This is a genomic window from Streptomyces sp. MMCC 100, assembly GCF_041538145.2.
Classification (GTDB): Bacteria; Actinomycetota; Actinomycetes; order Streptomycetales; family Streptomycetaceae; genus Streptomyces.
On the sequence record NZ_JBGORK020000001.1, the window covers coordinates 4,987,527 to 4,999,789 of the forward strand.

At 68.7% G+C, this 12,263-nt stretch carries 17 protein-coding genes and 1 pseudogene; 8 read left to right on the top strand and 10 right to left on the bottom strand.

Features of this window, described 5'->3' with window-relative positions:
* Window positions 1–44: 44 nt before the first annotated feature.
* The 3 genes from ABS735_RS23380 to ABS735_RS23390 form a co-directional block, all read right to left on the bottom strand.
* On the bottom strand, window positions 45–707 hold the full coding sequence (locus tag ABS735_RS23380) for a phosphoribosyltransferase (protein ID WP_373900617.1): 663 nt from the start codon (window positions 705–707) through the stop codon (window positions 45–47).
* A 196-nt stretch (window positions 708–903) separates the two neighbouring features.
* Entirely contained in the window at window positions 904–2,232 is a 1,329-nt protein-coding gene (locus tag ABS735_RS23385) for a zinc-dependent alcohol dehydrogenase (protein ID WP_373900616.1), read from the bottom strand.
* 251 nt (window positions 2,233–2,483) lie between these two features.
* Window positions 2,484–2,834 (bottom strand): hypothetical protein, encoded by a 351-nt coding sequence (locus tag ABS735_RS23390; RefSeq protein WP_373900615.1) that lies wholly within the window; start codon window positions 2,832–2,834, stop codon window positions 2,484–2,486.
* Between the two features lie 248 nt (window positions 2,835–3,082).
* On the opposite strand from ABS735_RS23390, the gene ABS735_RS23395 reads away from it, so the two are divergent.
* The 3 genes from ABS735_RS23395 to ABS735_RS23405 all read left to right on the top strand — a co-directional run bounded on the left by ABS735_RS23395 (window position 3,083) and on the right by ABS735_RS23405 (window position 4,422).
* Window positions 3,083–3,502: a PRC-barrel domain-containing protein gene (locus tag ABS735_RS23395; protein ID WP_373900614.1), complete on the top strand. Its 420-nt coding sequence runs from the start codon at window positions 3,083–3,085 to the stop codon at window positions 3,500–3,502.
* A 74-nt stretch (window positions 3,503–3,576) separates the two neighbouring features.
* The gene (locus tag ABS735_RS23400) at window positions 3,577–3,885 is read left to right on the top strand and encodes a DUF3040 domain-containing protein (protein WP_373900613.1); all 309 of its coding nucleotides are present in this window, start codon (window positions 3,577–3,579) and stop codon (window positions 3,883–3,885) included.
* Between the two features lie 309 nt (window positions 3,886–4,194).
* Window positions 4,195–4,422 (top strand): ANTAR domain-containing protein, encoded by a 228-nt coding sequence (locus tag ABS735_RS23405; protein WP_373901268.1) that lies wholly within the window; start codon window positions 4,195–4,197, stop codon window positions 4,420–4,422.
* Window positions 4,423–4,567: 145 nt separating this feature from the next.
* On the opposite strand, the gene ABS735_RS23410 is transcribed toward ABS735_RS23405, so the two are convergent.
* Window positions 4,568–4,981: a hypothetical protein gene (locus tag ABS735_RS23410; RefSeq protein ID WP_373900612.1), complete on the bottom strand. Its 414-nt coding sequence runs from the start codon at window positions 4,979–4,981 to the stop codon at window positions 4,568–4,570.
* A 139-nt stretch (window positions 4,982–5,120) separates the two neighbouring features.
* Here ABS735_RS23410 and ABS735_RS23415 point away from each other — a divergent pair, with 139 nt between their 5' ends.
* Complete coding sequence (locus tag ABS735_RS23415; protein ID WP_373900611.1) at window positions 5,121–5,387, top strand: hypothetical protein; 267 nt, start codon at window positions 5,121–5,123, stop codon at window positions 5,385–5,387.
* 302 nt (window positions 5,388–5,689) lie between these two features.
* Here ABS735_RS23415 and add read toward each other — a convergent pair whose 3' ends face one another.
* The 3 genes from add to ABS735_RS23430 all read right to left on the bottom strand — a co-directional run bounded on the left by add (window position 5,690) and on the right by ABS735_RS23430 (window position 8,647).
* On the bottom strand, window positions 5,690–6,652 hold the full coding sequence (gene add, locus ABS735_RS23420; protein ID WP_373900610.1) for an adenosine deaminase: 963 nt from the start codon (window positions 6,650–6,652) through the stop codon (window positions 5,690–5,692).
* A gap of 14 nt (window positions 6,653–6,666) precedes the next feature.
* A complete protein-coding gene (locus ABS735_RS23425; RefSeq protein ID WP_373900609.1) occupies window positions 6,667–7,671 on the bottom strand; it encodes a nucleoside hydrolase in 1,005 nt (334 codons plus the stop codon).
* Window positions 7,672–7,732: 61 nt separating this feature from the next.
* Entirely contained in the window at window positions 7,733–8,647 is a 915-nt protein-coding gene (locus ABS735_RS23430) for a PfkB family carbohydrate kinase (protein ID WP_373900608.1), read from the bottom strand.
* Between the two features lie 40 nt (window positions 8,648–8,687).
* On the opposite strand from ABS735_RS23430, the gene ABS735_RS23435 reads away from it, so the two are divergent.
* A complete protein-coding gene (locus tag ABS735_RS23435) occupies window positions 8,688–9,683 on the top strand; it encodes a LacI family DNA-binding transcriptional regulator (protein ID WP_373900607.1) in 996 nt (331 codons plus the stop codon).
* Window positions 9,684–9,824: 141 nt separating this feature from the next.
* Here ABS735_RS23435 and ABS735_RS23440 read toward each other — a convergent pair whose 3' ends face one another.
* From ABS735_RS23440 to ABS735_RS23450, 3 genes are all read right to left on the bottom strand, one after another.
* Complete coding sequence (locus tag ABS735_RS23440; RefSeq protein WP_373900606.1) at window positions 9,825–10,010, bottom strand: hypothetical protein; 186 nt, start codon at window positions 10,008–10,010, stop codon at window positions 9,825–9,827.
* A gap of 368 nt (window positions 10,011–10,378) precedes the next feature.
* Window positions 10,379–10,690 (bottom strand): CBS domain-containing protein, encoded by a 312-nt coding sequence (locus ABS735_RS23445; protein WP_373900605.1) that lies wholly within the window; start codon window positions 10,688–10,690, stop codon window positions 10,379–10,381.
* Window positions 10,691–10,962: 272 nt separating this feature from the next.
* Complete coding sequence (locus tag ABS735_RS23450; RefSeq protein ID WP_373901267.1) at window positions 10,963–11,220, bottom strand: ATP-binding protein; 258 nt, start codon at window positions 11,218–11,220, stop codon at window positions 10,963–10,965.
* 129 nt (window positions 11,221–11,349) lie between these two features.
* Here ABS735_RS23450 and ABS735_RS23455 point away from each other — a divergent pair, with 129 nt between their 5' ends.
* The 3 genes and pseudogenes from ABS735_RS23455 to ABS735_RS23465 all read left to right on the top strand — a co-directional run bounded on the left by ABS735_RS23455 (window position 11,350) and on the right by ABS735_RS23465 (window position 12,107).
* Window positions 11,350–11,553 carry a cold-shock protein gene (locus tag ABS735_RS23455; protein ID WP_373901266.1) on the top strand — a complete coding sequence of 68 codons (204 nt, stop codon included), beginning with the start codon at window positions 11,350–11,352 and terminating at the stop codon, window positions 11,551–11,553.
* A gap of 49 nt (window positions 11,554–11,602) precedes the next feature.
* Window positions 11,603–11,716, top strand: a pseudogene (locus ABS735_RS23460) (dihydrofolate reductase family protein); the annotation flags it as partial.
* A gap of 82 nt (window positions 11,717–11,798) precedes the next feature.
* Window positions 11,799–12,107 (top strand): STAS domain-containing protein, encoded by a 309-nt coding sequence (locus ABS735_RS23465; protein ID WP_476755846.1) that lies wholly within the window; start codon window positions 11,799–11,801, stop codon window positions 12,105–12,107.
* Window positions 12,108–12,263 lie beyond the last annotated feature (156 nt).

A 12,263-nucleotide genomic window follows, 5' to 3' on the forward strand; every position in this document is an offset into this window, starting at 1 on the left:
CTTGTCAAGGGGGTTCGGGGCTATGGGATTGGTCCGGCAGGCCCTCAGCTCCTGGGCGTTGACGCGCTGCGTTCCTGCAGGGCGTTGACCACCTCATCGTCGCTGACCTGATCGAAGTTGTCGTACCACTGTCCCACTGCCCGAAAGTCCGACGGCTGATGAAGGCAGACGATGTCATCGGCTTCCGAGCGCATCGTGTCGGCGGTCTGGGGGGCACAGACCGGAACGGCCAGTATCAGCCGTGCGGGATCCTGGTGGCGGAGGTGACGCAGGGCGGCGCGTGCGGTGACGCCGGTGGCCAGGCCGTCATCAATGATGATCGCGGCTCGCCCCCCTACGTCGGGCGCGTTTCGCTCACCCCGGTAGAGCAGGGCGCGACGGTGAAGTTCGATCCGCTCTCGGGCCACCTCCGGGCCCAACCGGTCCTCCCTCAGGCCGAGCATCTCGAGCGCCTGCCCGTCGAACAGCGGCGGATCGTCGCCCACGATCGCGCCGATTCCGGTCTCTGGTTGGCCAGGAAGGCCGATCTTCCTTGCGACCAGCACGTCCAGCGGCGCCGAGAGCGCTTGCGCAACCGGGACTGCCACCGGTACGCCACCTCTGGGAAGCGCCAGAACAACTGGATTGACGAGATCTCCGCCCGCGGCCCGTTCCATGAGCCGGACGGCGAGTTCCTGTCCGGCTTCTCGACGATCGTGGAATCGCATGACCTGTCCTGCCTTCCTCACACGAAGCAACATGCGTGTACGGACAGTCGGTGTCCGGCTCGTTCAGGCGGATCGCGGGCTCCTTGTGCTCGTCGGCACAGGGCGAAACCTTGTCGCCCTGCTCTACGCGGAGCCTCCCGGCCGTCTGGCGCAGCAAGTTCTCAGGTCTTCTGTGCCTCCTCCCCCGCCCTCGCCGTCACCGCCTTCTCACCTCCACGTTCGTTGCCTCCCCTGCCGACGGACCCGGCGTCCCGGCGGTGGTCGCGACGCCGGTGCCTGCTGCCTCGCCCATCCCGGGAGCGACCGCTCCGTCATCCGTCACTCCGAGAACGACCTTGGTCCAGCCCGCTTCCCGCCGATCAAAGCGGCGGTAGGCCTCGACCGCGTTCTGCGCGCCGCCCCAGCGGGTCACCAACGGCGTGGGGTCCAGACGTCCCGAGGCGACCAGTGACACGAGATGGGGCAGATAGCGTCGGTGATTGCAGTTACCAGTCTTCAGGGTCAGGTTCTTCATGAACGCCTCACCGAACGGGTAGTGCTGAACCTGCGGCGGGTAGACGCCGACGGTTCCGATCGTTCCGGCTTTCGCGACCATCTGAACGGACCACCGAGCGGCCAGGGACGGCGCATCGCCGGGAACCCAGGTGTCCCCGTCCCGATGCTGCTCGGGTGCGGCCTCGTCCCGTTCGTGGTCGAACTGCCCTTCCCGCCCTCGCAATGCCTCGGCGGCCGGCCCGTCGGACGGGCGCTGCGCGTCCACGCCCACGGCCTCGATCACACGATCGACACCGATCCCGCCGGTCAGGTCACGAACCGCCTCGACGGGATCTTCGGTATTGAAGTTCACGGTCTCGGCGTGTTGACTGCGGGCGACGTCGAGCCGGTCGGCCACACCGTCGACCACGATAATCCTTCCCGCCCCCTGAAGACGGGCGCAGGCAACAGCGGCCTGCCCGACCGGCCCGGCTCCGACGATGGCCACGGTGTCACCGTCACCCACCTCGGCCAGCCGAGCACCGAACCACGAGGTCGGGTAGATGTCTGACAAAAGGATCGCCTGTGCGTCATCCACCGTGTCCGGCAGCGGCACCAGTCCCGCGTGTGCGAACGGAACCCGGGCGAACTCGGCCTGCAGACCGTCCAGCCCGCCGGCCGCCTCCGGCCCACCGAAGAACACGGTGCCCGCTAGCCGCCCCTGCGGGTTGGCGTTGTCGCACTGAGCGTAGTAGCCGGCGCGGCAGTAACTGCACGTTCCGCACGCCACCGTCGACGGCACCACCACACGGTCGCCGGGGCGGAAGTTGCGTACTCCGGCCCCCACCTCCTCGACGACGCCGACAGCCTCGTGGCCGAGAATGCGTCCCTCTTGCATGCCGGGCATGGTGCCTCGGACAAAATGCAGATCAGTGCCGCAAAGTGCGGAGGTCGTGATACGGACGATCGCGTCGTACGGATCTTTGATCGTGGGCTCTGGCACATCCTCCAGGCGTACGTCGCCCAGTCCGTGCCACACAACCGCCTTCATCTGGATGCTCCCTCCTCACGCTTTCAGAGACGAGCCCGTGCCCGGTCGTCAGCGGCTCGGCGATTCGCCAGTAGCCCCTCTCCTGGGTGAATCGATCCTGCGCTACACCTCATAGCACGGGAGAACGCTCCTCTGTCGGCCGGTTCGGGCTCTGTGCACAACCTGTGTACAGACGCGCCAACCAGGCCAGTGTTGCCTGTTGTCCGGAGTCTCCTGCAGGGCGGCGCTCAAACCGAACGGCCTACTTACCGTCAAACGGATGCGGCCAATGCAGCGGCGGAGACGGCGATGTCGGCTCGGGCATGGATGACCAAATGCGTGTCGCTGTCCGCGCTCGCCTCAAGCAGGCGTCGCATAGGGGCACTGTGAGTGGCCACGGACATCAGAACGCCGAGACTGCTGCACATACAGTGGGCGCGGACGACGAGACTGGTCATCACCCCGCCAGCCTCCGAGTCGTCGAGAACGATGACAACAGGTGTCGGCTTGTAGGCATGGATCAGGTCGCCGATCTTCGCGAGCAGCCTGGCCCGTCCGTCGATACGGGTTTCGCCGTACACCGTGATGACGAGAACACCCTGCTCAAGCGCATGTGACAGCACCGTATCTGCCCCTCCATGCGGCGATTCCATACCTTCCGGAACTACCCCACAGACGTCGCGCAATTCCTGTGGGGCGGCGTCCCTTGCATACAGGTTGGGGTCAGTGGTGCGGATTGCGACCGCAGGGACTGCTTCGCGCGCGGCCGGGTAATCGGACCTTACTTCGAGTCGTCAGCGCTTCATCTGGATACTGCGCGACTCACCCCGAACTGGGTACGACAGTGACCTCGTAGTCGAGGAGACGGCAAATGACAGCCGACAAGGCGCCGATCCTGAACAAGCTCAGTGACTCTCAGCAGACGGTGGCAACCCCAGAAGAGGATGTCCGAGGCCGCAAGGTGGCGGACACCAACGGCAACGATATCGGCAAGGTAGAAGATCTTCTCGTCGACGAACCCGAGGGCAAAGTCCGCTTTCTACTCGTGGCCCACGGCGGCTTCCTGGGCTTCGGTGAGACCAAGTCGTTCATCCCCGTCGACGCGGTCACACACATCACCGACGATCAGGTCTTCATCGACCAGTCCCGCGAACGGGTCTCCAAGGCACCCGTCTACGATCCCGACCTGACCGACGAACCGGAGTACTACAGCAACGTCTACGGCTATTACGGCTACTCGCCATTCTGGGGGCCTGGGTACATCTACCCCACGTTCCCCTTCCCTCGGTAGCCCGGCGCAGGTGACGCGGAGCGAGACGCCGCCGGAGCCCGACCAAACCTTGGAGTGTACGGAGACAGGAACACATGGACGGTCCTGGCCTCTCAAGGCACGAGCAGCAGGTCTTGCAGCAGATCGAAGCGGCACTGGCACAAGATGGCCACTTCGGTCGACACATGCACGCGCTGGAGCGCAAACACTTGCGGCTCGGTACGCCGCGATGGACTCCAGGCTTGAGTCTCACGGTGCTGGCCGTACTGTCTTTAAGTTTGACCATCACTGCTGTCCTCACCACCCGTACGTGGTTGACCGTGGCCTTCGGCGCCGTGTCGGGCGTTGCGATCACCGCCGCACTGGCGTGGCTGTGTGCCGCTCGGCGAAAGCGAGGGCTCTGAAGGCGCACCTTCACGCCGAAACGGACGACGGGAGCGCACGGTGAGGCCCGGTGATCAAACGATCAGCGGGCCAGTCCGGCAGCACCAACCGCACACACTGACACGGGCGCATACGCCGACGCCGCGCCCGGCAGCCGACCAGCGTGCCGCAGGCAGGCATACCCGCTCTGTTGTGGGTAGGCGAGTGAGTGTGACGACCGAGCGCTCCCACCACCGCCAGCGCCACCCCGCCCCGGTTCAGAGGTAGACGGTGAGACCGCTGCGGAAGTGCAGAGACTGCGGGACAAAATCGCACAACTGTGCTGGGCAATGAAGTCGAGGCCGGTGATAGATCAGGCACGCGGCATGGTGATGGCCGTCGGTCCGTGTACTGCCGACCAAGCATGGGACGTGCTGGTGGAAGTCTCCCAGCACACCAACATCAAGTTGCACGCGGTGGCCGAGCAACTGGTGGCCACATCTCTCGGCTACCGGTTGCGCGAGCCAGTCCGGCGCGCCCTGGGACAAGCCATGCAGGCCCGGCGTCATCACGCCTGAACTAGGTCCGTCTTCAAAGATCATCCGGGTGGTAGATCACGGTGTCGTGGTACGTCGTCATGAACTCACTGACCAGGAGTGGGAGTTACTCGCTCCGCTGATACCCCAGGCCGCGACGCGGGCAGGTGATGTTCCAGAACGTCGTTCAGTTCGCGCTGTCGGAGGCCGCTTCCCACAGTGCGACAGCTTTTCCCAGCACCTCCACCGCGGCACGGTTCTTCGCCAGCTCTTTCTCCAGCCGTTCCACCTGCCTGCGCAGCCTGTCGTTCTCAGCCTCGGCCGGGTGCTTCTTGGGGCGGGCGGGGCTGGTGCCGTGGTCGGTCAGCTTCTCCAGCGCGCCTGCATCCCTGGCCTGCCGCCACTCGATGATGTGCGAGTGATACAGCCTCTCCCGACGCAGGAGAGCGCCCTTGTCCCCGGCGGGGGCGGCATCGTACTCGGCGACGATCCGCAGCTTGTACTCGCAGCGAAACGGCGGCGCTTCAGCTTCGGCGCCGGATCCTGCCCGGCGGGCTTGGTGCCGGTCATGCGGGTGGTCCTCGTGTCGCGCCCGCCACAATATCTGATCATTTCGGGGCGTCTCACCCGACGGTGTCAGAGAGGGCCTTACGCTGACGCGCTCGGGAGCTGTCCGGCTCCGGAGCGTGCGCGGCCACGAGGGCTAGGTATTGCTCCATGAGATCCCGCAGCACCGAGGGATGATGGAGATCTTAAAATCAAGAAGCGCCATCACGGTCTGCCGGGTTCTTGAGTTGTCGCCGTCGACGTACTTCGCCCGCAAGAAGCGGCCGAAGTCGGCCCGCCGGCTCCGCGACGAGACGCTGGCCAAGAAGATCCTCCTCGACGACGCCGGCGGCGCCGTCCCCGTGCACAAGCCGCGTGGGCGGAGGGAGGCTTGCCGGACTCCCGGCGCTGTGTCCGTCGAGCAACTGCAGCGGGCCCGCGCAGAACTGCGGGGCGAGTGAGCAGCCCGTGGTCCGCGCCGACGACGACCAGGTGACCGGGCGCGTCGCGGCGGCGACCTGCTCGTCGTGCCCGTGCCGCCTTTCTGCGGGGTGCTGTCCTTCCGTCATGCCGTAGCAGAGCGGGGGCGGAAGGTGGGGGACCATCGCGGGTGCCCGTCCGGCGATGCTCAGGCGGATCGGCCGGAGCCGACGGTGGTCAGGTCCGGCTTGTCCGGCGGGGTGATGCCGGCGTCGAGCTTCGGGTTCGTACGCCTTTGGCTCGACGCCGAGTTGACGTCACCGTCGTCACCGTCGTCCTGCCCCTACTGATTCTGTCGGGGGCTGAGGGACGCCCGGGCGGCGTTCTCCTGGGCGAGGACCTCGTGCCGGCCGGTCCATCCGGTTGTCCGGCGCAGTGTTTCGAACTCGCGCTGCAGGGTGGTGGCGGAGGTGGTGCGGGTGTCGGTGCTGATGGTGACCGGCAGTCCGTCGGCGAGCAGTGGGGTGGCGGGGTGGTTGGTGAGGCTGGGGACGGCGCCGGTCTGCACGTTGCTGGTGGGGCACATCTCCAGGGCGATCTTGTCGGTAAGGAGCCGGTTGAGGAGTGCGGTGTCGGATGTGCAGCGGACGCCGTGGCCGATGCGGCGGACGCCGAGGACGTCGATCGCCTCCCACATGCTTTCGGGGCCTGCGGCTTCTCCGGCGTGGACGGTGCAGGGCAGGCCGGCGCTGTGGGCGAGGTCGAAGGCGGCCCGGTGCGGCCGGGCGCTGTACAGCGTCTCGTCGCCGGCGAGGTCGAGGCCGGCGACGACGTCCCGGTGCCGCAGGGCGGTCTCGGCGACGGCGAGGCTCTCGTCCGGGTCCTGGTGGCGAAGGCAGCACAGCAGCAGCCCGGTGTTCAAGCCGGTGGCGGCCCGGCCCTGGGCCAGCCCCTCGGCCACCGCTCGTACGGCTTCGTCCGGGGTCATGCCGTGGCGGCCGTGCAGCTGCGGGGCGAAGCGCACCTCCCCGTGGACGACGCCGTCGGCCTTCCAGTCCTCGACCAGTTCCCGGGCGGTCCGGGTGAGGGCGTCGGGTGTCTGCAGAACCCGCAGGGGGAGGTCGATGTAGGTAAGGAAGGTGGTCAGGCTCCCGCAGTGGGCCGGGGCAACGACCAGATCCTCGACCGGCCGATCGAGGGCGATGCCCTGTTCGCGGGCGAGGTCGCCGACGGTGGCCGGGCGGACGGAACCGTCGAGGTGACAGTGCAGTTCGTAGCGCGGGATCCGCGTGGTGGGGGTGCTCATGAAGTCGGTCCAGGTCACAGGGCGGAAGGGACTGCGCCGGCGAGCGGCGAGCCGACGGGGACGGGAACAGGAGTGGTGACGGAAGTGGTAACGGTGTCGAACAGGAGCTTCTTGAAGCCGGTCTCGTCGACACGGCGAACCAGGGTGAGGTTGGGGGCGGGAGCGGACACCCGCCGGTCGATGATCATCTGGCCGCGGGTGTCGCTGGAGACGGAGATGTCGACGTGTGCCTGCTCCTGCTCGGTGACGAGGTCGGGCTTGAGCGCCACAGCCATGGCGACGGGGTCGGGCAGGTCGTAGCCGGCCAGCCCGGTGACGTCGCGGGCCCACTCGGCCACGGTGCGGTTGATGCGGTGCGCGAACGTCGCCATCGGTGTGCCGAGTTGCTCCAGGCGCCGCTGGTCGGCTTCGGTCATGACGGCGTCCTTGCGGGAGACGTCCCAGCCGATCCACGTGACCTTGCCGGGCGTGGCGGCCTGCGTGACGATGCGGGCGGCCTCGGGATCCGCCCAGACGTTGAACTCGGCGCTGGGCGAGATGTTGCCGCGCAGGTCGGCGGCGCCGGCCATGCAGTACACGTGCCGGTAGCGGGTGAACAAGCCGGGGTCACGGAGCAGAGCGGCGGCGATGTTGGTGAGCGGGGCGAGAGTGACCAGCGTCAGCTCCCCCGGGTGCTCGCGGGGGAAGGACAGCAGGGCCTCGACCGCGTGCGTGCTCTCGCGGACGGTGACCGGGTCGGGCAGTCCGATGTCGCCCATGCCGTCCTCGCCGTGCACGTGCTGAGCGCTGGACAGGGTCCGCGTCATCGGCCGGGCGCAGCCGGGGTAAACAGGAATGTTCGTGCGGCCTGCGGTCTCAAGGGAGATGAGCGCGTTGCGGGTCCCGGTCTCCAGGGGAACGTTGCCCGCCACCGTGGTCACCGCCCGGATGTCGCCCAGCCCGCTGGCGGCAGCGAGCAGGAGGGCGACCGCGTCGTCGGATCCGGTGTCGGTGTCAACGATCAGAGGGAGGGCAGGCATGGCCGTGCTCCTTTCGTACGAGGGATGAGGGATGTGGGAGGGGGTGCGGGGCCGTGCCCGGTCAGCCGGCCCGCATGCGGGCGAGGTCGCGCGGGCGGGGCAGGGCGCCCCGGGCGCCGAGCGCCGTGACGGCGAAGGCGCCCGCGGCCACGGCGGTGGCCGCCGCGCGGAGAAGGGGGCGGCCGTGGGCGAGCGCGGTGGCGAGCACGCCGCAGAAGACGTCCCCGGCACCGGTGGTGTCGACGACTGTGACGGCGGGTGCGGGGATGTGCTCGCACCACTCCTCCTCGGCGACCAGCGCCCCGTCACCGCCCAGGGTGACCACGGCACCGGAGGCCGTCCTGGCCAGGGTACGGGCGGCGGCCCGCGCGTCAGCGGCTCCGGTGAGCTGCCGGGCTTCGACCTCGTTGACCACCAGCAGCGGCCGGCGCTCTTCGGGCCATGCGGGCAGAATCCCGGCCGGGGCCGCGTTGTGCACCCACCGCGTCCCCGGCGGCAGACTGCCGGCTACGGCCTGGAGGCAGGGCCCGGGGACCTCACCGCTGGTGAGGATCACGTCCGCGGCCTGCGGTTGGAGCACCGTCAGGGCGTCGGTGACGTCCTGGGCCGACAGCAGCGCGTTGGCGCTGCTGATCACGGCGATGCTGTTCTCGCCGTCCGGGGCCACCATGACCAGAGCCTGTCCGGTCGGCGCGGACGCCTCGGTGATCACCGTGTCGACGCCGACCGAGGCGCCGCGCAGGTTGGCGAGTGCCCTGAGTCCATCGGCGTCGCCGCCCACCTTGGCCACCAGGTGCGTGGCGGCCCCCATCGTGGCGGCGGCCACGGCCTGATTGGCGCCCTTGCCGCCGAATCCCTCGACGAGGGAGGTCACCAGCACCGTCTCACCCGGGGAGGGGAGGACGGGGCAACGCAGGACCCGGTCCACGTTCACCGAGCCGACGGCCACCACGCGGCCCGCCAGGAATCCGTTCATGCTTCATGTCTAATCGTTTAGATGAGAGGATGCAAGGGCTATGACGAAGCGAGCGGGCAAAGCACCGACACTGACCGACGTGGCCCGCGCGGCCGGGACCTCCACAGCGGTGGTCAGCTATGTGATGAACAACGGACCCCGACCGGTCGCGCCGGAGACCCGCGAGCGGGTCCTGGCCGCCGCGGCCGAACTGGACTACCGCCCCAACCGCATCGCCCGGGCCCTGCGCTCCCGCACCACCGGCGTGGTCGGCCTGATCCTTGCCGACGCCTCCAACCCCTACTTCGGGGCGCTGGCCCGGCACCTCGAGCAGGCGCTGGACCAGCGCGGAAAGCTCACCATGACCGGCAACGCCGGCTACTCGCCCGACCGGCAGAAGCACCTCGCCGACAAGTTCCTCGCCGCCCAGGTCGACGGGCTCGTCATCGTCTCCGCCGACGGCGGCGTCGACGTCGCCGGCCAGGCCCGGCGGGCCGGCGTCCCGGCCGTATACGTCCACAACGAGCCCGAGTACGGGCGGTTCCCGGCTGTAACCGCCGACAACGAAGCCGCCGTCCAGCAGGCCGTCGCCCACCTGCGCGACCACGGCCACACCCGCATCGCCTTCCTCGCCGGACCTCACGACGCCGGCCCCGTCAGCCACCGCCGCGCCACCTGGGAAACGGCCCTCGCCGACGCCGACGCCCCCCTGCTGCGTTGCGAGTACTCCCGTGCCGCCGCAGCCGCCCTGACCCAGCGACTGATCGGTGAGGGCGCCATGCCCGCCGCGCTGATCACCGCCACCGACGAACAGGCCATCGGAGTCCTCGCCGGAGCCCGAGCCTCCGGTCTGTCCGTCCCCGACGGCCTGGCCGTCATCAGCCTCGACGGCACCCCTGACAGCGCCTACACCGCCCCCGCCCTCACCGCCACCGAACAACCCCTGCACACCATGGCCCAACAGGCCGTCGCCCTCCTCCTCGACGGCACCTCCCCCCAGCCCCCGGCACACGCCTCGCTGGTCCTGCGGCAAAGCTGCGGCTGCTCACCCGCATAGGGAGCCGGGCACTGTTTCCCCGTCAGAAGCCCGACCCCGTCCGGGAGAGTGCCAACTCCTTGGCCTGTCCCGCCAGGCGGGCTTCTGCGAGGCCGTCGTTGACGGGGTCGCCTTCGGTGCGTTCGGTGTGTAGCTCCACCGTCAGTTGCGAGGAGTCTGCGTCGCCAGCGGTGATGCGGACTGCACCGCGGCCGACGCGGTGCCGGACTCGACCCCGGAGGTGGCCGTCCTGCGCCTGGACACTCCGGTGCGGGAGCCGGTCTGGTCGAAGGAGGCCGGGGCGGTGGTCGCGCTGGCCGAGGCCGAACCGAGAGTCGTCAAGTTCACCCCCGGCGAGTCCACCGGACGGCTGACGGCGCGTACCACCCTCTCCGATTCAGCATCCGGTGGGGAGCATTCTTGCACGGACGGCTGCCCCGGCTGGTGCGGTACGACCGTCGCGGCGCCCTCACGGCAGCGGGAAGGGACCGGTTCGCGGACCTGTGCACCCAGCTGCGGGGCACCGCTGGTGGACCCACTGCGATCCCGTCTGGAACTTCCAGGCGATCGCGTCGATCACCTCACGGTGATCCCGCCACCGACCACCCCGCCGGGTGTCCGATGTGGGAGTAACGGTTCGATTCGCGCCCATTGCGCGTCAGTCAACGGCACACACGAACAACGACCGGCGGGGCTGGTTGGAACGGCTCTGCTCGTCAGGCGGTCAGGCGCAGTGCCTTTGACCGCATCAGCTGCACCGCCCGGTCGACGTCGTCGTCCGGGGCGACGGCCACTACCTCGCTGCTGCAGGCCTCGCGGACTGTCCGGCCTGTCACGTCGCCGCCATCGACGAGGATCCGCACGGTCAGGTCCCGGTCGGTGACCAGGCCCCGTAGCTGGCCGCTGTCGGTGACCAGTACGGCGCCGATACTCTCGTCCCGCATCCGGGCGGCGACCTGCTCCACTGGCGTATCGGGTCCCACCGCGACGGGGTCGGCGGTCATGACGTCGCGCACCTGCTGAGCCACTGCTTCTCCTTTTGGGCAGCATCTGCACGGGCCGGGTCCGGACCGTGCGGGATCTGATACCACCGGTGATGCGCCCGCCTCCCGTACCGGCAGAACTTTCGCCCGCACGGGTGCCGCCATCGCGCCGAGGACGCTCGCGACCTGGCTGAGGTGCTGGCCGGCCACAGGTCATCAACCGCCGACCGACCGGCAGACGCGTGCCCAGCCTGTCGGCGTCGCTCGAATAGTGAGCGGTTCCCGCGGGTGACCCCCATTGCATCAGTTGATGTTGGTCATTCCCCGGTGTTGGCAGCGGGAACCCGTCCTAGGTCGCGGCCGCGCATGCGGTAGCTGTCGCCCTTCAGTGAGATGACCTCGGCATGGTGGACGAGTCGGTCGATCATCGCGGCGGCGACGGTGTCGTCGCCGAAGACCTCTCCCCAGCGCCCGAAAGGCTTGTTGCTGGTCACGATGACGGACGCGCGTTCGTAGCGGCCCGAGATGAACTGGAAGAACAGGTTCGCGGCCTCGGACTCCGAAACTCGGGGCAGCTCACCGTGTCGTCAGTCGAGTAAACAGGACGGTCCGGGGTACAACGGCTGATGGCTTTCGCCATTGCGGGAGCCGGAACGATGCCCGGCAGAGAGCTGTTCCCGGGCGTGGACGAAGGAAAGACCGGTATGGCCAGCGGCACCGTGAAGTGGTTCAACTCTGAAAAAGGCTTCGGATTCATCGCCCAGGACGGCGGCGGCCCGGACGTCTTCGCGCACTACTCTGAGATCAAGGGCAATGGCTACCGCGAGCTGACCGAAGGCGAGCACGTCACCTTTGACATCGGCCAGGGACAGAAGGGCCCGCAGGCCCAGAACATCGTCCGGAGCTGATTCCAGGCGCCGAAACGAGCGAGGCGACTGCCGGTCCGGCAGTCGCCTCAGGCGGGCCCGCGCGCTCGGGATCGGTGCCGATGTCGTGTCCCTGGGGCCGGTGCTCGACTGGCGTGCGGTGCTGGAGCATCTGCATGACCGGCGCGGGGTGCGGCGGCTCATGGCCGGTCCGGCAGTCGCCTCGCTCGTTTCGGCGCCTGGAAAGCCGTGGGCCCGGTGGCGTAACCAGCAGTTTGCAGCAGGCCATGGCATCGATCGCCGACTACCCGACCGTGATCCTCGACCTGTCCGGCGTCACCTTCTGCGACTCCTCCGGCTTCAACGCCCTCCTGCGCCTGCGCCGCCGCGCCCTGGAAGCGCGTAGCGGACTGGTGCTGGCCGCCCGCCTCCTGCGGTGGGACGCCTCCTGGCCCTCACTGGCGCCGGCACCGTCTTCCCCCTGTACGACAGCCTCGCGGAAGCCCGGGCGCAAGAAAACCGGCACGGCGAAGGCGTTTGACTCGCCCGGGGCTCAACACGCCGCATCCTCGATGGTGTCGGCGGTGGCCGAGTAGCTCAAGGGTCCCAAGTCGCCACCGGTCGAGGCGGAGGCCCGCGTAGGGGCGCCCAGGCATTGAGGTCGGCCACCAACCAGCGCGAACGGCCTGTCTTCGTGAGCCAGGCCGCGGCAGCTTCGGCAGAACAAACAGGGCCGTTTCGGGAAACGCACG

What these genes read in the sequence shown, in the direction of transcription:
- ABS735_RS23465 (WP_476755846.1), top strand. Translation starts at nt 11,799, where the DNA reads ATGGCATCGATCGCCGACTACCCGACCGTGATCCTCGACCTGTCCGGC.
- ABS735_RS23405 (WP_373901268.1), top strand. Translation starts at nt 4,195, where the DNA reads ATGAAGTCGAGGCCGGTGATAGATCAGGCACGCGGCATGGTGATGGCC.
- ABS735_RS23415 (WP_373900611.1), top strand. Translation starts at nt 5,121, where the DNA reads ATGATGGAGATCTTAAAATCAAGAAGCGCCATCACGGTCTGCCGGGTT.
- ABS735_RS23385 (WP_373900616.1), bottom strand. Translation starts at nt 2,232, where the DNA reads ATGAAGGCGGTTGTGTGGCACGGACTGGGCGACGTACGCCTGGAGGAT.
- ABS735_RS23380 (WP_373900617.1), bottom strand. Translation starts at nt 707, where the DNA reads ATGCGATTCCACGATCGTCGAGAAGCCGGACAGGAACTCGCCGTCCGG.
- ABS735_RS23435 (WP_373900607.1), top strand. Translation starts at nt 8,688, where the DNA reads ATGACGAAGCGAGCGGGCAAAGCACCGACACTGACCGACGTGGCCCGC.
- ABS735_RS23395 (WP_373900614.1), top strand. Translation starts at nt 3,083, where the DNA reads ATGACAGCCGACAAGGCGCCGATCCTGAACAAGCTCAGTGACTCTCAG.
- add (WP_373900610.1), bottom strand. Translation starts at nt 6,652, where the DNA reads ATGAGCACCCCCACCACGCGGATCCCGCGCTACGAACTGCACTGTCAC.
- ABS735_RS23430 (WP_373900608.1), bottom strand. Translation starts at nt 8,647, where the DNA reads ATGAACGGATTCCTGGCGGGCCGCGTGGTGGCCGTCGGCTCGGTGAAC.
- ABS735_RS23400 (WP_373900613.1), top strand. Translation starts at nt 3,577, where the DNA reads ATGGACGGTCCTGGCCTCTCAAGGCACGAGCAGCAGGTCTTGCAGCAG.
- ABS735_RS23425 (WP_373900609.1), bottom strand. Translation starts at nt 7,671, where the DNA reads ATGCCTGCCCTCCCTCTGATCGTTGACACCGACACCGGATCCGACGAC.
- ABS735_RS23455 (WP_373901266.1), top strand. Translation starts at nt 11,350, where the DNA reads ATGGCCAGCGGCACCGTGAAGTGGTTCAACTCTGAAAAAGGCTTCGGA.